The organism is Methanohalophilus levihalophilus, from assembly GCF_017874375.1.
In the GTDB taxonomy this organism is placed as follows: Archaea; Halobacteriota; Methanosarcinia; order Methanosarcinales; family Methanosarcinaceae; genus Methanohalophilus; species Methanohalophilus levihalophilus.
This window is the reverse complement of the sequence record NZ_JAGGLK010000002.1, coordinates 183,692-203,966: the sequence shown is the minus strand read 5'-3', so window position 1 is coordinate 203,966 and position 20,275 is coordinate 183,692. Positions and strand designations below refer to the sequence as shown.

The following is a 20,275-nucleotide window of genomic DNA, read 5'->3' as shown; positions in this document are numbered from 1 at the left end:
TTCTCACCTATCCCTCGAAAGTATGTGAACCAATGCGGTAGCACCTGAACCACCCACATTGTGGGTCATGCCGATTTCCGCACCGTCAACCTGACGTTTGCCTGCTTCACCGCGAAGCTGCGTTACAATTTCAGCAGCCTGCTTAACACCTGTGGCACCCACCGGGTGACCGCATGCCTTCAATCCACCGGAAGTATTTATTGGGATACTGCCACCGATGGCTGTCTGTCCTTCCTCGGTGAATTTGCCACCCTGTCCTTTTTCCGCAAAACCGAGATCCTCAATCGCACAGATTTCTGCAATTGTGAAGCAGTCATGCACCTCGACTACATCAATGTCTTTCGGCCCTACGCCTGCCATATCATATGCACGATTTGCAGCAGATACAGTGGCATCAAGAGTAGTCAAATCGCGACGGTCATGCAATGCGATAGTGTCACTTGCCTGTGCGGTTGCCTTCACATAAATCGGAGTATCCGTATATTCATGTGCAACATCCGCAGGAGCCAAAACGACTGCTGCTGCACCGTCTGTAATCGGAGAACAGTCGAATATGTGCAACGGATCAGCAACCATTACGGATTTGAGTACCTGTTCGACAGATATTTTACTGCGATACTGGGCAATCGGGTTCATTGAACCGTTTTCGTGGTTTTTAACTGCAACCTGTGCGAGTTGTTCGCTTGTGGTTCCATAGCGATGCATGTGCAAGCGAGCAATCATTGCATAGAGTCCCGGGAATGTTGCACCCATCATGCCTTCCCATTCACGATCCGCTGCTGCCGCCAGAGCCGTTGAAGCACTGCTGGAGGAAACATCAGTCATCTTTTCCACACCTGCTGCCACAACAATATCATTGTGACCGGAAGCAACAGCCAGTATTCCCTGCCTCAGGGCAAGTCCGCCAGATGCGCAGGCAGCTTCCACACGTGTTGAAGGAACATGCAGCTCACCGGCAAGACCGGAATAATCTGCAATTAAAGCACCAATATGCTCCTGTTCCACGAACTGCCCTCCGCTCATATTTCCGACGAAGATACTGTCAATTGACTCTCCGTAAACCATGGCGTCTTCAAGGGCACCTACACCAGCTTCTACAACAATATCCCTGAAGGATCTGTCCCACATTTCTCCGAATTTGGTGGTTTTTACACCGATAATAGCTACGTCTCTCATGATATTCTCCCCTCAGCGTTTTATCTTACCCTTGTGTTTTGCATACATGGCATAGTCCATGTAAACAGGGTTTGCAAGCAGTTCTTCTACTTTCGGGGCTTTATCCCTGACTTCATCAATTCTGTCGGTTACACGGAAACTGAAAGCATCCCCGCCTGCACCGGATCCAAATGCAGTTGCGAATATCCTGTCACCCGGCTTTGCCTGATCAAGAGTTGCTGCAATTCCCATCATACAGGAACCGGAATATGTGTTTCCTAACCTTGGGACAACAAGACCCGGCTTGATCTGCTCTTTGCTGAAACCGAGCATTTTTGCTACCTTTTGAGGGAATTTGCCGTTTGGCTGGTGGAATACTGCGTTATCGTAATCCTCCGGAGAGGTTCCTATCTTATCCATGAGACCCCTGGCAGCACCGGTTACGTGTTTGAAGTAACCCGGCTCTCCAGTAAAACGACCTCCGTGTTCAGGGTATGGCATTCCCTCACGTCTCCAGAAATCAGGAGTATCTGTAGTAAATGAAAAGGTATCTTCGATTACCGCAATCATCTCGGATTCATTGCTTCCGATAATGTAGGCAGCTCCCCCCGCAGCGGCGGTGTATTCAAGTGCATCTCCCGGAGCGCCCTGTGAAACGTCAGCTCCAATTGCAATTCCAAGATCCGCCATTCCGGATTGTACTAATCCCATACATGCCTGAATTCCGGCTGTACCGGCCTTACATGCAAATTCAAAGTCTGCCGCAGTCATTGCCGGAGTAGCTTCAATTGCCTCGGCAACAATAGTACTGGTAGGTTTGACAGCATAAGGATGGCTTTCGGAACCTGTGTAAACCGCCTCAATTCGGGAAGGATCTACTCCTGCTCTGCAAATGGCTGCCCTTGCCGCCTCAACTGCGATTGTAGCCGTGTCCTCATCAAGACCAGGTACGGACTTCTCATTAACCATAAGACCTGCACTCAGGATTTCGGCGTCATCTCCCCAAACCCTGGCTATGTCTTCGACTTTTATACGATATTTGGGGATGTAGGCCCCGTAAGAAACTATCCCAACACTCATTGTTGAAATCACCTTTTTGATAGACGTGATTTATTCCATCACATGGTACTGGCTGTACTTTTTAAGCACATCCACAAGTTCATCAAGATCTTTCGTTGTTGCAAGCAAAGGTATCCTGTCAACCTCTGCCATCTTCTTTGCCATAGGATCCACGTTCTTTGCCGAAATCCCATGAAGCACAACTGCCGCAGGTTTCAGGGTTGTCACCCGGATAGCAACCATCGGGGATTTCCCCGTGCTTACTTTGGTGAAAACCATTGCCCGCTCGGTACTCCACCCATATAATTTCTGGAATTCGTGTGAAGACAGCTCAACAATTGCCTTCCGGCTGTCCACTACCGTGAAACCGTAAAGGGGTTTTTCACTACCCTTGTTAACAAAATCCGCATCTATCAGCGTGGCAAGCTTTGCCAGCTGCATGGGATACGTGTATTCATAAGTTGCGTAAACCGCTCTTGATGCGATTTCGCTGGAAAGCATCCCTTCATAAGCATGGATTTTCTGTCCTCCGTTGGACTCATCTATGTCCAGGAGTGCTTCCACTATCTTACTGACAATCAGCGTCCCCGGAGATTTCCTCCTCCCGCTTTCATAATCGCTGATTACCGATGGCGAAACTCCCAGATAACCTGATAGATCAGTCTGGGCAATATCAAAATTGAGCCGCCATTTTTTGAGTGCCTCACCGGGTTTGTCGGAAAGGGTAATTTCCCCTGCCATCTTCTCGGCCAGACGCCTCCGAACGTTTTCTTTGGATATGTCCTCGTCCATGGGTTAGATTAGATATAACCAGAACGCATATATATTTAGCGAATGGCGATTCGACTATTGTCGATGATGAGTTTTATATGCCTGTACATTGCACAATAACTTAATGCCAGAAAATATTCCACAAATTTTGAATAAACTATCCGATGTTGCCCTTTACCTTCGATGTCCAAGGAAAGTATACTTCGAATACAGAGAAAATGAGAGGGAAATGCAACCTGTGCTTTTCGCAAAGCATCTCCTTATCAAAGAACTGGCATATTCATACCATGAATTACTTGATAGCGCATCCGACAGGAACGAACTGGTAAATTCAATGCAAGAAAAGCTGTATGAAGCAGCAGCCGATTTTGTCCATATTTATGCAGCAGAAGCCGAGGACCTTGCCAGCACAGACATTCAGGAAAATGTAGCCGAAATCACCGGGTTGCTGGAAGAAATCGCTTCGAACCTGATGGCGCACTGTGATGAACACGGGAAGAAAAAAGCAATCAATATGATTACTCCCGTGGAAATTGAACTCATCCTTTCAAACGAAGCCATCAAACTAACCGGACAAATCCCTGCAATTGTAGAACTGGATGAAACACCATCTCCAATGCTGATTAAAACAGGCAATGCTCCTGAAAGCGGCATCTGGAAAAATGATCGCATACACCTTGCAGCAAGTAGCCTGCTTTTAGCGGAATACTCCGGAACACATGCTGCCGAGGGTATCGTGCAGTATGCAGCCTCCGGAAACATAAGAAGAACAAGGATCCATACTGCAGACAGGCGCAATGCCCTCAATGTCATCAAGAAAATTGAGAAAATAAAAAAGGGAAAAATGCCGGAGAGAAAAGAAAACCCTCTGTGCGAAAGCTGCGAATTCCGGGAAAGCTGTATCAGTAAGCCCACATCCCTTGCTTCTCGATTATTCTGATGTGGCAAAACCTATATCTAGAATCAAAGGTTCATCCGGCTTAATGTCAAAACCTGTCTATCTTGGAGACCTTTTGCTTTACTGGTGCCCGGATTGTAATGTGCCTGTGCTTGGAAAGAAATGCGGATGCGGCAAGAAAACATTCCATGTGGAAATCACGCCTCCGGGAGACATACGTCCTGCTTTTGAACATGATATCGAGCACATCAACCGGATTGCAAAGGAGCAGTTCAATCGGCCACTACTTGCAGAAAACAGTGTTGTTGTCCTTAACAAGGCTCCATATGACGACAGGATGGACGAAATAATTGCAGACGGACAGGTAATCGCAAGCATCAGGTATGAGACCGAGAAACTGCGATGGATGATGCTTCCGAGGATTGAGGGCGCAAAGAGAATCGTTTCCATGGAAGGAGACGAACTGAAAAAATGGGTTTTGATTGAAGACGAGGTTGAAAAATTCCTACTTAAAGGTGCAAGCCTGCTCGCACCCGGTGTTCTTGATGCAGAGCCTTCCATTGAACTCGACGATGAAGTAATTATCATTAACTCTGAAAAGAGAGTGATTGCAACCGGAAGGGCCCGGATGAGCGGCCCGGAGATGGCAGAGGCAAAGAAAGGAATTGCTGTTAAGCCCCGCAAGAAGGACAAGGGCAAGAAAGCACCTGAAGTGACACCTGCCTTCAAAAGCTGGGAAGACGTTATTGAGGCGAATTCACAAATTCTGGAAAAGTTCCAGAACGAGGCATACGAGTTTATTCACAATACCGTCGAGAAGGTGGACAGGCCACTTTCAGTATCCTATTCCGGGGGGAAAGACAGTCTAGCCACATTGCATCTTGTGCATGAATGCACCAACGATTATGAGATTATTTTTGCAGATACCGGACTGGAATTCCCTGAAACCCTGCAGAATGTGGAAGATGTCGCTGAATTTTACGACAAGACTCCAACTGTAAAAAGTGTTGGAAATGCATTCTGGGAATCCGTTGATGATTTCGGACCACCATCCCTTGAGATGCGCTGGTGCTGCAAGGTCTGCAAACTTGGGCCCATCACACAGTTGATAGAGGACAATTTCGACGAAGGCTGTCTGACATTCGTGGGACAGCGCAAGTACGAATCCGCCACCCGTGCACGAAGCAATCGAGTCTGGAAGAATCCCTGGGTGGCAAACCAGACTGCAGCATCCCCAATACAGGATTGGACTGCCTTGCATGTCTGGCTATACATTTTCAAGAACAAACTGCCTTACAATCCGCTTTACGGCAAAGGCTTCGACCGTATCGGCTGCTGGCTCTGCCCGTCTTCCTCGCTGGCAGATCTAATGAACCTTAAGGAAACTCACCCTGAACTTGACGACAGACTTTCCGAAATGCTCCTCAAGTATGCGGAGAAGATGGGGCTTGATCCCGGGTGGGCTGAGTACGGGATGTGGAGATGGAAGAAACATCCCCCAGCCATACAGGAAATGGCTGAGAAGCTGGATATCACCATCCTTCCAACCAGAAAAGACGATACAAAACTCACATTCACTTCGAGTTCAGGCTACAGGCCATGCAAAAACGGAGAGATTACAGCAGAAGGAAGTTTTTCTGCAGCTCTTGATCTCGATCACATCAGGGATACCGGCATGACGATTACCGTCGGGAAAACAGGATACATGTCAGGAGTTGCCCACATCCGTTCCGATGAAAAATCGGTCCAGCTTTTTGCTTCCGGGAACATTGTTTCAAGGGCAAAATCCGAGGAAGAGGCAAAAGCCCTGCTTACCAAAACCAGGAAAACCGTGCTTCGGGTACTCGGGTGCGTGGGCTGCGGTGTTTGTGTTGGAAGGTGTCCTGTGAGTGCTATTTCCCTGAAGGAGAAGCAGGCTTATGTTGACGAGAGTTGCACAAGCTGTGGCAACTGCATTGACAGCTGCCCTGTGGTGAAATTCCAGTGATACTAGGACAAATGCAAAGGGCCTACGCCCCCTTCACTGAAGTAATAGGACTCGGCAATCAGTTGTGCGAAAGATGATTTTTGTTTTGAAATATCAGTAGTGCCTGTTGTCCCATAATAGACTATGAAATAGTCATTTGAGATTTCAACAAAAGGTTCACTGTAAACCACAAAATAACCTGATGTTGCTTCACTTTCATAGCTGGTGGCATTGAATGTTTTTGGCCCATATGTTGGACGCCAGTAATCATTCGGACTCAACTTATTCTTGAGTTCCCGGGCTTTGATTACCTCTTTCATTTCTTCGTTGATATCAAATTCCACAGTGCTGACAGTGCCAGACTCAAGAAGGTATGCAGACAACGTGTCTTCCGCGTTCTGGAAAGACTCCTTGTCACTAAAAAACCATGAGCAGATAATCATTCCTGCAAGAGTATCATCACTTGTAGAAGAATCAGTATTCACAAACAGTACAGGAATAGGATATTCTACCTGATGCACGAAGTATTCACTGCTGGCAGAATATTCAGATATATCCGGGAAATAAGCGAGATAGCTGTTATTTTTCTGCATCGAATCCGGGAAATAAACCTCCGGCATTTCTTCAAATGCTGGTATGTGCCACCCTAGAGAGAAAACGGAAAGGGCTGTCAAAACCAATAGTCCTAACATCAGAGGTATTAGGGCTGCAACAAGTAATGTCCGGGACCGTAGCGAAAAAATTGAAAACATTGATTTAAAAGTATCATATGTTTTACATAATAAATTTATCACTACATCTAATAAATAGGCAATGTATGATCTGGAGATAAACTCATACCAGAACATTTATACCCTACTTCTAACAATGGGACTTGGTGATTTTTTGGTAAAAAGGGCATTGCTGAGCGTTTCCGACAAAACTGGAATTGTCGAATTTGCGCGCGGGCTCAAGCAACTTGACATAGAGATTATATCCACCGGAGGCACAGCAAGAATCCTCCGTGACGAAGGCATAGAAACAACTGACGTATCAGAGGTCACCGGATTCCCCGAAATGATGGGAGGCCGGGTTAAAACACTTCATCCACACATCCACGGCGGACTGCTGTGCATGAGAGAAAACCCGGATCATGTGGAAGATGCTGAGAGGCTTTCCATTGGACTTATCGATATGGTAGTAGTAAATCTCTATCCGTTTGAGATTACCATATCAAAGGACGAAGTAAATCTCGAGGAAGCCATTGAGAATATCGATATTGGCGGACCTACCCTCCTCAGGGCTGCTGCCAAGAATTACAGTGCAGTAACCGTTGTTTCCGATCCAGACGATTACGGACACATCCTCAAGGAGCTCCGCTCCACAGGTGTTACTTCCATCGAAACAAGGGAGAAACTTGCAGTCAAGGCATTCAGGCACACTGCAAATTACGACAGCACAATCGACACCTACCTGAGCAGCACGCTGCTGGGCGAGGAAGCGCTTCGCATGAATTTCACCGAGGGTACAAAATTAAGGTATGGTGAGAACTGGCACCAAGAAGCAATGTTCTACAGAGATACCAAAGTAACCGGACCCTCACTTGCCAACTGTCGCCAACTGCACGGCAAGGAACTTTCCTATAATAATTACATCGACGCCGACAATGCCCTCCAGACCGTGAAGGAAATCGGCAACGGCAACCCGGCTGTTGTTATTGTAAAGCACAACAACCCCTGCGGACTGGCCACAGGCAAAACCCTGGAGCAGGCATTACAGGCGGCATGGGACGGCGACCCAATTTCTGCATTCGGAAGCATTATCTGTACCAATACGGTCTTTGACCTGAAGGCTGCCGAGTACCTTAAGGGCAAATTTGTGGAAATCATTCTTGCACCGGGCTTTGAGCACGATGCACTGGAATATCTCAAAAACAAGAGCAAGGATCTCAGGTTACTGGAACTTCCACAGCTCAACGAGCCCTTTGACGTGGATTGCACTTACAAGTACGTCATCGGAGGCATGCTGAAGCAGTCGCGCAACATCGGCCTTTACGAGAAATGGGATTGTGTCACCGATGCAGCATTCCCTGAAGAAAAAAGGAAACTTGCAGAATTCTGCATTGCAGCCTGCAAGAGCACCAAATCCAATGCGGTAAACCTTGCATACGAATACGATGACGGATGCTACATTATGCTGGCAATGGGTGCAGGACAGCCTAACCGCGTGGATTCCATCCGCAAGCTTTCCGCAACCAAAGCCCGCGAGAACCTCAAACTAATCTACGAGAGGGAACAGCCCGACGTGGACTTTGAGGAATACTGCAACAAAATCATGTCCGAATGTGTCATGGCATCCGATGCGTTCTTCCCATTCGATGACAGCATCATCCATGCCAACGAGCACAATATCAAGTACATCGTATCTCCGGGCGGATCAATCCGCGACGCGGAAGTGATTGCCACTGCCAACAGGCTTGGTGTTTCACTTGTGTTTACCGGAATGAGGCATTTCCTTCACTGAGATGCCTTCACTTTTTTCTTTTTTGTACTTTGATTTTCGTAAAAAATGTGTTTTTGAGTTGTGAAATTCAAGAAATCACATCCACACAATCAAAAGGTATTTCATCTTTTCTCCACTTTCTTCTAATTAATTGAATGAAGTGGATTTTCATGCCTATATCAAACGATAAGCTAGCACAGAAAATTGAGAATACTTTGGAAATACCAATGATATTCTTAGCCATCCTTGTTTTGCCAATTGTTACAATTGAGCTTGGCATAATTGAGACAAATCCAGATTTGATGGCTACAGCACAACTTATCGACGACATAATCTGGTTTATATTTCTTGCAGAATACCTCATCTTGATTACACTTCACACCAACAAATCCACCTATACTCGAAACAATTGGTTTATGGTTTTGATACTGATTCTCACCCCTCCAATTATTGTACCGGAGAGCTTTGCTGCACTTAGATCACTCCGAGCATTGCGCACTCTTCGGGTTGCTAGAGGATTCAGAGTCTTGATTGCTTTTCACAGAGGACTAAAACCAATCTCCGATATTTTCCAGAAAAACTCACTTCATTATGTAACAAGCGTCTCAGTCTTCTTAATTGTAACAGCAGGAGTTGTTTTTAGCCATCTTGAACAAATGAAACCCTATGAAGGCATTTGGTGGGCTTTAACCACTGTAACAACTGTAGGCTATGGAGACCTCTATCCAGAAAGTGTCGAGGGGAGAATACTTGCTTTCTTTGTCATGTTAATAGGAATTGGATTCGTTTCCGTTCTAACTGCAAACATAGCCGCTTACTTCGTTGAATCAGACAATGAAAACGAGAAATATGCTACAGAGAGCGATATCAAAGCCTTGCTTCTCAAAATGGATGTATTGTCAGAAAAGATAGAAGAAATTGATAACAAGTTATCTGAAAAATAATACACTTACTGAGGTTTGAATCCCCATCGGAACACTATATTTTTTTTTAGATACTTATAAGTAATAATGCATAGCTCTAAATTATGGTGGCTATGACTTTTAACTATACAGATTTGAAAACATACAGAGTATTGATAATTCTTTTTCTTTCTATAGCTCTTCTTTCCTCGATTACCTTTGTGGCAGCGGCAGCTACAACGTATGATTTCCAGGATCCTGAAGGGAAATATACTTTCAAGTTCACTTTCCCTAATGAGGATATAGTAGAATGTGACCCGGCATTTCATGTCGAAGATTGGGGCGAACATATCAAATTTTCCGTGAATCAGGGACCCGAAAACGAGGACGGCGTAGAGGTTATAATTGAAGTTGAAGGAGCGGATGTCAAAGAATGGAGGCTCATCCAACGAGGCTATCCAATAAAAGACCGTTCCAATTCAACTAATGAATTCGCATTGTTTTATGCAAGTTCAGACTGTCCCCAGATTCGATTTTGTGGAGAAAGTGCACGTTATAATATAGCAGTCTCAAGTCAAGCGCCAAAGGGTTCTGCAGGCCTCAAATTTGTTCTAGTAGCTGTAGAAGATAATGAAGATGATTTTTTTATTGTTCCGGCATATGAAGAGATAAAATACGGCGAAACAATCGATTTCACTCTGAAAAAAGAGAGGAATGGTATCTATTCAGATGTAAGTAACCGGGATGTTGAATGGGGTGTTACCCAATCCAAATCAATTAGTAATTTCATATCAGATGGCATAGTTATAGGGACAATTGATAATGCTGGCGTTTTCAACTCAAATGGAGGTACTTTCACTTCTCAGGAAATAGGCAGTTGTACTGTTTACGCCAGAATGGATGATGATATAGTAGCTAAAGCTGAAGTAGATGTGAAATGCCCCTGTGACGATGAAGGAGATCTTCAGGAAATTATCCGACTTTACAAGCTTCGTATTGCTGAAGGTCCTTACCATAGGGATCTGAAAGCTGGAAAAATATCATTTCCTTATAGCAGTATGAATCCGGGTTATGCAAACAATTTGTATGCAGCCATGAACTATACAGAATATGGGGAATTTACCTGTGGAGCCTATCAGTCTTATGTCTTAGAATTCCTGAGTATCATGCAGTCTACTCCAGAAGAATGTCATCTATTGAACGGATATGACTTTGGTCCCATAGAAGGCTCATATGCTGGCCATCATGCTGTCGTCGTGTATCCTAAAGGAACTGACTGGAAAAAGACCGGAATAGTCTTTGACCCTTGGTATAACCAAAAACCTGAAGTGATGGATATCAATGTATGGGAAGATGTTTTTTCACCGATTGCAGGTGATACATCTCCTACCTATAGGAATGATTATAACACTACCAAAGATCCTAATGATTACAAGTATGCTCTATGGCCTGCAACCGAAGAGCTTATTCTGAGGACAAGTGCATTAATAGGCTTTGGTCAATGCCCGGTGAACATTCTGATCACTGACAGCAGTGGCCGCCAGATGGGTGCTGTTGACGATGATGAAATTGTCTCTGATATCCCGGGTGGTTACCTTTTAAGGATGGCTGATGAAGAAGGAGGATACTTGTGGTATTTCACCCTCCCGGCAACGGATGAATATGATGTTGACATCACAGCATTTGATGATGGTGATTTCGATTTCGTTGTAGTAAACAGCAATACGGAACAGGTGCAACTTTATGGTGAACATCCTATCGAGAAAGGAGAGGCCACAGAAGTTGAACTCAGTTCAGAGGATCCAACGGCACCAATGATATTACCGGACAAATCTGAAGTGATTCCTACTCTTGAAGTACTGGAGGTTCCGGAAATATCTACTCCAGGCACTGCAGCAAAAAAAGGGGAAATTTCGGGTTTTGAGCTCTTTACAACTGTCTTTGTGATCTTTGCAATTATGCTGTTCAGAAGGACGTAAAGCCGTATGTTTAAATGGACAAGTGGTATTTGCTTTTTCAAGCCACTTACCTTTTTTCTTTTTAGTGAATTTTACAAAACAATTATCTGCCATCGGCGGCAGAATTAATACCTGCATGAGACTTACTTTTGTAATCCTCTTCATCCTGGCTGCAATAATGATATCCGGATGCCTTGACGGTGAAACCACAAATAATTCATCGGAAATTGCATCGGAATACAACTCGAGCATTGCAGAAACTAATTAGTCGATTACTTCGGCTCAACAACCGGAAACCAACGAGTCTGAAGCCGTAATCGATCAAACAAAAGCATGCATTGTGGAGGACAGAGACTTCACATCCGGAATCGACTACCGGCAGGAAATGCGAATCTTTGTCATCAATATCGCTGCCTGCTCAAGAGCGCAGGATCCCGATTTCATGATAATCCCCCAGAACGGACAGGAATTGCTGACAGAAAACGGGGAAGCTGATGGAAATCCGGCAGAAACATACATTGATGCGATTGACGGGGTCGGCAGGGAAGACCTGTTTTACGGTTATGAAGATGACAACGAACCCACCCCACGGGATGAAAATGAGTACATGATAGGATTTCTCGATGTGGCGTTGGACAACGAAGTTGCCGTACTGGTAACCGATTACTGCTCCAATCACAACGACATGGATAAATCATATTCCGAAAACCACGACAACGGCTACATATCATTTACCGCCGACCACAGGGAACTGGACAACATTCCTGACTACCCCGGAAAACCTTACAGTTCCAATGACCTCGATATTGTATCACTAAACGATGCACAAAATTTCCTCTACCTGATCAATCCCGACGAGTATTCAGACAGAGAGGATTTCCTTGATTCAATCCGTGAAACGAATTACGACGTCATAATTCTGGATGCATTCTATGATGAATCACTGATCACAGCCAAAGAAGTAGCATCCCTGAAAACAAAGAGCAATGGTGGGCAGCGCCTCGTTATCGCCTACATGAGCATCGGGGAAGCCGAGGATTACAGGTATTATTGGCAGGATAGCTGGAACAACAATGAGCCATCATGGATTGAGGAAGAAAATCCCTACTGGGAAGGCAATTACAAAGTCCGCTACTGGGAAAGAGGATGGCAGGAGATCATATACGGCATTGATGAAGCCTATCTTCAGCTTATTCTCGATGCGGGATATGATGGTGTTTATCTGGACATAATTGATGCCTTTGAATATTTCGAGGAAAACGACTAAAAAATCAGGCGGAATTACTCCACCACATCCTCACCCGCCTTGTCGGAGCTTCCATTACCACATCATCACCATCTTTTCTGAGAATTGATTCAAGGTGCTCCCTCAGGATATCCTCCTGCTCGGGAGTGGAAATCCTGTAATGGGAATGGTAGTGTTTAACCGCTTCATCAAGTGATGAATAGCGTGTTGTGTGAGTTAATTCAAAAGTCTCGATATTTGGATAAATCCCCATATCGTAAAGGATATTGTAGATGATATTGCTTTTCGGGAATGGATGGTATTCCCTGTTGTGCAGAGCCGGCCAGATTTTACGATAATCTTCATCCCATGCAGTATCTCCGGCAAACCAGTAAATGTAAGCATTTCCGTTACTCACAGCCTGAATCTTCTCAATTGCCTGCTTCATATCAGGAACATGCAGTGAATAGGAAGCGATTATTACGTCATAGGGACCGGGAAGTTCCTTAACATCGATATCCTCCCATGCCTTCTTGATGTGAGTAATGTTAGAAAGGCCACTTTCCACGATATTTTCTTCCAGTACCTGCGTCATACCATCAGAAGGCTCAACTGCTGTCACATGGGCAACATGTTCAGCCAGAGGAAGTGCGAGGGAACCAGGACCTGCACCGATATCCAGAACCCTTGAATTCTCATTAAAATCGATTTCGCTGAAAGACTTCTCGATGCGTTTTTTATCTTTTCTTGAGGATTCCCAAAACTTCTTCGCATTCTCGTAGGTGCCCCAGATATCCTCCGCCTCCCCCAGGGCATTGGCATCCTCGTGTTGCATCATCTGGTCTTTCCAGACCTCTCCCCAATCAATATTCACGCCAGTCATGGGGAAAAGTAAACCTGACGGGTAAAAAAGCTGTTGCCCTTACTCGTATGGATAACCGGCAGCCACCCAATCGTTGAACCCGCCGTCGACATCGTAGATTACACAGAACCCGTTTTCCTCAAGAATGCCTGCGGCAGTGGTGCTGCGCCTGCCAGATCTGCAATAAACCAATAAAGGCTCATCTTTGGGAATTTCATCCAGCCTTTCGGAGATTTCGGATACCGGAATCAGGGTTGAATTTATGAGGTGGCCTGCTTCGTACTCCTGAACTGTCCTTACGTCAATAATGAACATCTCGCCAGTATCTACAAGAGCCTTGGCTTCATGGACGTTGATATCATAGATTCCGCACTCTGTAGCTGGAGCTGTTATAGTTGACTGTGGCTCTGTACAACCTGAAACTAGTGTGAAAAGTAAAAGAATTGCAATTAATTTTTTCATTCCGGATTCCTCATACAAAATTTATCGCCCTCAAGGGCAAACTGGTGATAAACATAACAATCTCTGCACAGGCAACCCTTGTCTTCTGCCGGGCTTTCAGCCACACCTCTTGCGCAATACATATACCTGTCATCGCCCGGATATGAAGGGCAGTTGGAACACCTGCATCCCTTTGAATGGTGGTACGAGGGACAAACACCGAAATACTTCCCCATACCCTTTTTCAGATCAGAATTAGCTTCCAAACAAATCCTCCTCAATCTATTCTCTGGGCGACAACACCCATATGATCAATATGGAAAGGTGAAAGATTTTGCTTCTTCACGATCTTCAATTTGATGCCCTGTGCAGCAGAGAGGATTTTCAGTTGCTCCTTGAAAATCTTCTCGGGAGCCACGGTAGAATCAACGCTTCGTGCCTTGATTGAAAGAAGGAGGTAGCCATCCTTTTTGAGGAATTGCTTCGCATTCTCAACAGCAATTTCCGCCTGGTTGGCCTGTGCAACATCCTGAAAAATAACATCCACAGGTTCCACGACATGTGCATAGGATACCGGTCTTGTGGCATCCGCAAGCAAAGGAACAATATTTTTCCGTGCATCGCAGAGCCGAAGAAGTTGTCTCATGGTGGAAGGCGCAAACTCAACTGCATAAACAACGCCTTCTGGAACCATATCTGACACATGGCTCACCGTGGTACCTGAAGCCGCACCGAGATATAGAACCCTGCTGTCCTTTGAAAAGGGCATCTGGAATTTCCTGACTGCCATTGCACCAAGCTTACTGCGACGCGGGTTCCAGATACGGTATTCAACAGAATCATCTTCGAGTGTTCTCTCACCATACACGGTATTTCCCGGAACAAGGTTTCGCGTGGCTATCTGCTTCTTCCTGCCACCCTGTGTTTCGTAGATACCACTCGAAATTTCCTGCACTCTCATTTATGTGCCTCCTTTTTCTGGCGGGATTCAATTGAAGCCACTTTTTTATCCAGCTCGTCTTTAATAGACGGATGGAATTCTCCTGAAAACGCATCCGTTCTGGCGGCGAGGCTTATTTTTGCGGCCAGCGCACGGGAAATTTTACCCCGGTTTCTTGGGGATGAACTTTTTACCAGCGGGTGATTGAAAATAATACCATGTTTTGGAGATGGTGCTTTTGAGCGAAGGTGCTTGAACAAGGCGTTGTTTGCACCAATTACCTGAACAGTGCTTGAAGGCATTGAAGCCAGCTTTTTGAGACTTCCTGCCATGCTCATGAGCCGTGCTCCGAGCAGAGGACCTGCCAGATAGCAAAGATTTGGAGCAACTTCTTCCATGTTGTCCCTGATGTATTGCTCAAGGGCAGAGCGACGCTCGTATAAAGATGAAATATCACCTGCAAAACCTTTCAGGATCAGGCCATCCTTTTCATTCATTGGGCAACCCATTGAATTCTTAGTAAGCTCATAAAAAGCATCATCCGGCGAAACATCATCCCTTAATCCCCTTGTTTCAACAAAGGATGCAAGATCGAATGTTTTTAGATCGAGTTCCGGAAAGTGATCCCCGTACCAGACCGAAAGGCGCTCTGCAAGCAGGTTTACTGCCTCGTCAACGTCATCAATTGCCCCAACAGCGTGGATAATCGGCAAGTCCGGAGTGTAGGATTCTTTTATGGATTCACGTGCTGCTTCCACACAGGCCTGCTGTAAAATTGAAAGGTATTCGGAATCATCTGCGGCAAAATCACATTTCCGGGCAAGCTCCCTCAACTCAACACCAGCAGGAAAAGCATTTGCTTTTTTCTGGATCTGGCGGATTCTTTCAGCAAGTTCTTTTGGATCCCTGCCTGAAAGATTGCATTTTTCTATATCTCCGTCATCGGAAATTTCCACTTCTCCAAACCAGTTATCCAATTTCAGACTTTATTCCTCCTGAATGGTTGCCCCGCAATTGTTGGCAGTTGTGAGCATGACAGTGCCACCAATTGTTTCGTCAAGGTATTCCTGCACCGATCCCTGGATTTGTCGCCCTTCGTTTTCAGACTCGACAAAACCGTAGATTGCAGGCCCGAAGGAACTCATTCCAGCACCAAAGGTACCTGCATTTCGCATAAATGTGATAAGTGATTTTACTTCCAGTGATTGCAGGCTTACCTCTTCCTTCTTGAAGCCCACAGTCTGGATATGATCAATCGATTCCCCAAAATTCTCGATATCCTGCTCTATTATTGCAGGCATCATCTGCATCAAGACAACATGTGATACTTCCTGTACTTCACGCAGAGGAATTGGACATTTTTCCTTGAAAATGTCGACTTCTGTTGAATCATGTGCTCCCTGTGTATCGGGTAATGCGAGAACAATGTGCCAGTCCGGGAAATCTTCCCTGAAAATAATTGGTGCAGGCGGAGCCTGACTTGCCGAGGAAGGAGAAAATGATCCTTTTTGGGAAAAACGGTGACCTCCATCCACAATAAAACCGCCTGTTTCAAAACCTGCAACACCGATGCCGGATGTTCCACCTCTGCCCACTGCAATACCTAGTTCCCTGACGGACATGCCAAGGTCATAAAGTTCATTTACAGCCGCTGCAGCACAAAGGGAGGCCTGTGTTCCTGAACCCAAACCCACGTGAGCGGGAACATCTTCTTCCACATGAATATGAATTCCCTTTCCTTCGGGAAGTACTGAAGATGCGGCTGACTTCATTCTTTCTGCAAGGAGAGATGAGCCTGTAATTTCCACTTTTTCTGCAATCTCAGCACGTATGTGAGTGTGAGGATCTTCAAGACAGATTCCCATGCCACCGTCTATGCGCCCCAGCGACGCATTCAGATCAATAAGAGAAAGGTGCAGCCTTGAAGGCGAGATAATATCCAGCATGGTAACTAGCAACTATCTCATGCTAGTATATATTAGTGTTTGGAAATCCCAAAAAGAAATCAGGTTAGCAATTTAGTAATAATCCCCGCCGAAATCAAAAGAAGATCAAGAATCAATATCTCGAATATATGAAAGCTAAAACTGGGCCCTACAAAAAATGTAAGGATTGCTACTGCTGCGAAAGTAAGGACTATAATCATAGCATTTTCATTCATGTCTAGTTCCCCAAAATACCCAAACATAAGTAGTCAAAAAAGATATATCTACTTTCCCAGGTAGCCATTTCCAATGCCATGTGCCAATTCTTTAGCCATTGGACAAAAATATTCGGTAAAAACTTTCAATTACTGCGCATCTTCCATGCCGCCCAGATAGCACGACGACCATCTTTACTATATAATACGTGAAGAGCCGCGAAAACAATCCTGTAAAGTTTTATCCTGATTGTGGAAGATACTGAAAAATCAAGCTTTCTATCGTCGAATACCGGTGACACATTATACTTAAATGAGGGAATGTGATGATTGACAACCCCGGCAGCTCCGTACATGAAACCGCAGGCCATCCCTGTGTTCGCAGGGTCATCAAATCCAAAAGCTGCATTAATTTTCATTAAAGGGAAATCAACTGCTTTCCAGAGATCGAAAAGCAGCTGCCTGACAGGATTTAGGAAAATAGGAATCTGTTTTATCGAAAAAGAGGATTTGCCCTTTCCCTTCTTTTTCGTGGTTTCTTCTTTCTTCTTATTCTTTTTTGATTCAGCCTTCTTTGGTTCAGATTCTTTCTTTTCCTTTTTCTTACCCTTATCCGAACGGCTGAATCTCTCCGGATTTACCGTTATGCCGAGCCAGTTGATTCTGATGCTATGCTCAAGTGCCTCTGTGCCAACCCTCGCTTTCAGGTGGATCTTGACCGGAAAGAAAAGAAGCAATAGAGGTAAGACTATCAGAGCAAGTAGCAGGTAAAGAATCCAATCCATAAAGGATGCTCACTCTTTGCTTTCTTCAGTCTCCGGGGATTCTTCGTCCCCTTCCTTCTTGAGAGTTTTCTTGAGGGATTTCATCTTTGAGAGTACATCTGGCATAGCTTCGAGGAATTTATCTACATTGCTTCCACCGGACATCGTAAGAAGCTTAACATCTCCTTCGGAAATCACGATAAACGCTACAGGCTCAATCCTTGCACCTGCACCGCCACCCCCGCCAAATCCTTCCTCGGTTGCGCCTTTTTTACCTTCTCCACCGCCACTTCCGAAACCGAAACTAACACGGCTCACAGGGATGATAGTTGCTCCTGCCGCCTCAATCGGATCTCCAACAACGGTTTTCGTACTCACCAGTTTCTCAAGCTCAGTAGAGACTTCCTTCATTAAATTTTCGAGCCCCATTTTCGAATACCTCCCCTTTTTGGGATAGAAGATATCTGTCTTACAACCTAAAAAGAGTTGTTATTGCAAATCCTCAATATCCTGGAAAAAGTTGAGTAATGAGTATTTCACCTTTGCAGGTTCAACGTCTACAAATTCCGGTTTTTCTTCTTCCGGGAAAAAACCAAAAACAGAATATTTGGGCCAGCGACGTTGCGAATCTGTGAGGAACCTGCCGTCAAGCAGAACCCTTACACCATAATCCGTAGGAGACCTTACAACTCTCCCCATAGCCTGCCGGATTTTCCGGATTGTCGGGATCTGAACTGCATACTCCCAACCCATTCCAAAACCAAATTCATGATCGTAAGCTGATTCCACGGCATGCATCCTGTCAGTTAGTGCAGGATATCCCACACCCAGGATAATTGCAACTCTGCATCTGCTATCCCTGAAATCCACCCCTTCGCTGAGTGTACCCCAGAGATATGTGAGAAGGACAGCTTTTCCTCCCTGTTCCCCGACCCTGAAAAACTCCTGACGTACTTCCTGTGCGGAAACCCCTACTTCATCGAGGAATATGGGAATATCAAGCGCTTCCTCAAGCAGTTTGCAATACCTGCGAGCTTCAAAAGAGCTCTGGAAGAAAACCACCACATTTCCCGGAGAATTCTCAATTGAATCCTTCATTACTCCAAAAACATCTTCAAGATTTCCGGGTTCGTCCCGACTTCTGGCAAACTGAGGCTGAACCGCTGCAGCAATTGTAAGGCGACGCTCCGGCGGGAAAGTGAGACCATAAGACAGCTCACATGTATCCCTTTCAATGCCAAGGGTTGTTTTAATCATATCAAAGGGTTTCAGGGTTGCAGACATCAGGATAGCCGAATGAACTGATCTGAATAATGGAGCAGTTACATTTTGTGGAATGCATGTAAAGAGCTCCAGTCGCCCGTATACCTCATTCCGATTGTCCCTCCTCACATTAAGAATCGGATAATGCTCCTGCCCATCGGAATGCTCAATATAAAATGACAAAAACTCAGCCACGTGCCAGATGTGGGAACGTTTCAGGATTCCTGATTTGCCTTCCTTATACTGTTCACGATATTTCTCATCAAGAGCAGCCCCGATATCAGAAGCCATTCCCAAAAGTCGCTGAATATCTTTTTTTTCCCCGTAACCTGCTTCCTTTGCATTTCTAAGGAACCGGGCTTTTACGATGTCGCCCCTGTCAAAAGGATCGCTGATCCTGATGTCATACCAGTTTTCCCCTACCCGCTCTTTTTCTCCAAACCGAAACCTTGAGTTGTAAGTCTCCTTCAGTACATCCAGAAGAATAGAAATAACCCCATCGATATCTTCAATATCAAGTCCCTGGAAAGCCTCATCCATGGAATTTGCTTCCAGTTCAGAAAGGGCACGTTCAATAGTATGTTCTGTAAGGGTTATGGAAGAATGGGATCTCGCAGCACTCTCTATATTATGTGCCTCGTCCAGTATTATAATAATGTCATCTGCTTCTTTCTCCAGCCACCTGAGCATTGTGGCAAAAATATCCCCGTCGAGAAGGTGATGGAAATTGCCTATCACCAGATCTGCAGATTTGAGTTCCTTTTTGAGTAGCTCATATCCACACATCCCATTTTCATAGGCATATTGGTTAACTTCATCCGGGTCCCGGACAGTTTCGAAAAGCCATTCATTGAACTTTTCATTGTCCAGACGCAATACCTCGTATAATTCATTGCAGCACCTGTCCCTGAGTGCATGCGCCCGATCCTGTAGTTTTTTCAATTCGACGTCAAGCTGATCCCGCAATTCCACATACACGGCATCACTGGATTTTTTGTAATTATCCATGGCCGCTTTCATTTCAGCTCTCTTCAGCTTTGTATCATTTTCAATATCGATAAGCTCAAATGTGTTTTCCCTTTTCGCCTCGCACTCATCATAACCCAGTTGCAGGGGACACATTGATTTCTTGCCTTTGAAAACCACGACCTTGATATCGTGAATTTGCTTGATCTGCCGTGCTTCATCTATGAACTGCACCATCTGCTGGTGGACATTAGTTGCGATGAAAACTGTTTTATCGAGGACTTCCCCCGCCTGCAAAGCCGGAGCAAGAGCGCTCAAAGTCTTGCCCGTACCACAGGCACCCTCAAAAAGTATAACTTCCTGATTGAAAATAGCAGAGTGGATGCGCTTCATCGCATCTTCCTGATTGGGATAGCAGGAGCTTTTTGGAAAATACTTGAGATAGTCCGACCCTCTCATGGCACTACCTACTATGGTAACCCTA

At 45.2% G+C, this 20,275-nt stretch carries 21 protein-coding genes; 7 read left to right on the top strand and 14 right to left on the bottom strand.

Annotated elements, in window-relative coordinates; genetic code table 11:
* Window positions 1-3: 3 nt before the first annotated feature.
* Genes J2755_RS04630 through J2755_RS04620 form a run of 3 tightly spaced genes read right to left on the bottom strand, consistent with a single transcriptional unit; the run spans window position 4 to window position 3,006 of the window.
* Entirely contained in the window at window positions 4-1,176 is a 1,173-nt protein-coding gene (locus tag J2755_RS04630; protein ID WP_209680469.1) for a thiolase domain-containing protein, read from the bottom strand.
* Between the two features lie 12 nt (window positions 1,177-1,188).
* Window positions 1,189-2,235: a hydroxymethylglutaryl-CoA synthase gene (locus J2755_RS04625; protein WP_209680468.1), complete on the bottom strand. Its 1,047-nt coding sequence runs from the start codon at window positions 2,233-2,235 to the stop codon at window positions 1,189-1,191.
* A gap of 30 nt (window positions 2,236-2,265) precedes the next feature.
* A complete protein-coding gene (locus J2755_RS04620; RefSeq protein ID WP_209680466.1) occupies window positions 2,266-3,006 on the bottom strand; it encodes a helix-turn-helix domain-containing protein in 741 nt (246 codons plus the stop codon).
* A gap of 103 nt (window positions 3,007-3,109) precedes the next feature.
* On the opposite strand from J2755_RS04620, the gene J2755_RS04615 reads away from it, so the two are divergent.
* Both J2755_RS04615 and J2755_RS04610 read left to right on the top strand, forming a co-directional pair.
* Complete coding sequence (locus J2755_RS04615; protein ID WP_209680464.1) at window positions 3,110-3,925, top strand: CRISPR-associated protein Cas4; 816 nt, start codon at window positions 3,110-3,112, stop codon at window positions 3,923-3,925.
* Window positions 3,926-3,968: 43 nt separating this feature from the next.
* A complete protein-coding gene (locus J2755_RS04610) occupies window positions 3,969-5,870 on the top strand; it encodes a phosphoadenosine phosphosulfate reductase domain-containing protein (protein WP_209680462.1) in 1,902 nt (633 codons plus the stop codon).
* A 2-nt stretch (window positions 5,871-5,872) separates the two neighbouring features.
* On the opposite strand, the gene J2755_RS04605 is transcribed toward J2755_RS04610, so the two are convergent.
* Window positions 5,873-6,541, bottom strand: coding sequence for a hypothetical protein (locus tag J2755_RS04605; RefSeq protein ID WP_209680460.1), 669 nt, complete (start codon window positions 6,539-6,541; stop codon window positions 5,873-5,875).
* Between the two features lie 193 nt (window positions 6,542-6,734).
* On the opposite strand from J2755_RS04605, the gene purH reads away from it, so the two are divergent.
* The 5 genes from purH to J2755_RS11535 all read left to right on the top strand — a co-directional run bounded on the left by purH (window position 6,735) and on the right by J2755_RS11535 (window position 12,457).
* A complete protein-coding gene (gene purH, locus J2755_RS04600) occupies window positions 6,735-8,351 on the top strand; it encodes a bifunctional phosphoribosylaminoimidazolecarboxamide formyltransferase/IMP cyclohydrolase (protein WP_209681399.1) in 1,617 nt (538 codons plus the stop codon).
* Window positions 8,352-8,500: 149 nt separating this feature from the next.
* Complete coding sequence (locus J2755_RS04595) at window positions 8,501-9,274, top strand: potassium channel family protein (protein ID WP_209680458.1); 774 nt, start codon at window positions 8,501-8,503, stop codon at window positions 9,272-9,274.
* A 92-nt stretch (window positions 9,275-9,366) separates the two neighbouring features.
* The gene (locus J2755_RS04590; RefSeq protein ID WP_209680456.1) at window positions 9,367-11,211 is read left to right on the top strand and encodes a hypothetical protein; all 1,845 of its coding nucleotides are present in this window, start codon (window positions 9,367-9,369) and stop codon (window positions 11,209-11,211) included.
* A 115-nt stretch (window positions 11,212-11,326) separates the two neighbouring features.
* Window positions 11,327-11,458 carry a hypothetical protein gene (locus tag J2755_RS11440; protein WP_280954377.1) on the top strand — a complete coding sequence of 44 codons (132 nt, stop codon included), beginning with the start codon at window positions 11,327-11,329 and terminating at the stop codon, window positions 11,456-11,458.
* Window positions 11,459-11,530: 72 nt separating this feature from the next.
* Window positions 11,531-12,457: an endo alpha-1,4 polygalactosaminidase gene (locus tag J2755_RS11535; protein ID WP_209680454.1), complete on the top strand. Its 927-nt coding sequence runs from the start codon at window positions 11,531-11,533 to the stop codon at window positions 12,455-12,457.
* A gap of 4 nt (window positions 12,458-12,461) precedes the next feature.
* Here J2755_RS11535 and J2755_RS04580 read toward each other — a convergent pair whose 3' ends face one another.
* The 10 genes from J2755_RS04580 to J2755_RS04535 form a co-directional block, all read right to left on the bottom strand.
* Window positions 12,462-13,298 (bottom strand): class I SAM-dependent methyltransferase, encoded by an 837-nt coding sequence (locus J2755_RS04580; protein ID WP_209680452.1) that lies wholly within the window; start codon window positions 13,296-13,298, stop codon window positions 12,462-12,464.
* A 39-nt stretch (window positions 13,299-13,337) separates the two neighbouring features.
* The gene (locus tag J2755_RS04575; protein WP_209680450.1) at window positions 13,338-13,739 is read right to left on the bottom strand and encodes a rhodanese-like domain-containing protein; all 402 of its coding nucleotides are present in this window, start codon (window positions 13,737-13,739) and stop codon (window positions 13,338-13,340) included.
* Window positions 13,736-13,984, bottom strand: a complete 249-nt coding sequence (locus tag J2755_RS04570) for a DUF2769 domain-containing protein (protein WP_245312703.1) — start codon at window positions 13,982-13,984, stop codon at window positions 13,736-13,738. Before J2755_RS04570 ends, J2755_RS04575 begins: the two co-directional genes overlap by 4 nt.
* An 11-nt stretch (window positions 13,985-13,995) precedes the next feature.
* Complete coding sequence (locus J2755_RS04565; RefSeq protein WP_209680448.1) at window positions 13,996-14,679, bottom strand: fibrillarin-like rRNA/tRNA 2'-O-methyltransferase; 684 nt, start codon at window positions 14,677-14,679, stop codon at window positions 13,996-13,998.
* Window positions 14,676-15,635: an NOP5/NOP56 family protein gene (locus tag J2755_RS04560; RefSeq protein ID WP_209680445.1), complete on the bottom strand. Its 960-nt coding sequence runs from the start codon at window positions 15,633-15,635 to the stop codon at window positions 14,676-14,678. Before J2755_RS04560 ends, J2755_RS04565 begins: the two co-directional genes overlap by 4 nt.
* A gap of 9 nt (window positions 15,636-15,644) precedes the next feature.
* On the bottom strand, window positions 15,645-16,604 hold the full coding sequence (locus tag J2755_RS04555) for a beta-ribofuranosylaminobenzene 5'-phosphate synthase (RefSeq protein ID WP_209680444.1): 960 nt from the start codon (window positions 16,602-16,604) through the stop codon (window positions 15,645-15,647).
* 59 nt (window positions 16,605-16,663) lie between these two features.
* Window positions 16,664-16,819, bottom strand: a complete 156-nt coding sequence (locus tag J2755_RS04550) for a hypothetical protein (RefSeq protein WP_209680443.1) — start codon at window positions 16,817-16,819, stop codon at window positions 16,664-16,666.
* A 125-nt stretch (window positions 16,820-16,944) separates the two neighbouring features.
* Window positions 16,945-17,583: a DUF2953 domain-containing protein gene (locus J2755_RS04545; RefSeq protein ID WP_209680442.1), complete on the bottom strand. Its 639-nt coding sequence runs from the start codon at window positions 17,581-17,583 to the stop codon at window positions 16,945-16,947.
* Between the two features lie 9 nt (window positions 17,584-17,592).
* On the bottom strand, window positions 17,593-17,991 hold the full coding sequence (locus J2755_RS04540) for a GerW family sporulation protein (protein WP_209680441.1): 399 nt from the start codon (window positions 17,989-17,991) through the stop codon (window positions 17,593-17,595).
* 60 nt (window positions 17,992-18,051) lie between these two features.
* The gene (locus tag J2755_RS04535; RefSeq protein WP_209680440.1) at window positions 18,052-20,250 is read right to left on the bottom strand and encodes an ATP-dependent DNA helicase; all 2,199 of its coding nucleotides are present in this window, start codon (window positions 20,248-20,250) and stop codon (window positions 18,052-18,054) included.
* Window positions 20,251-20,275: the final 25 nt, after the last annotated feature.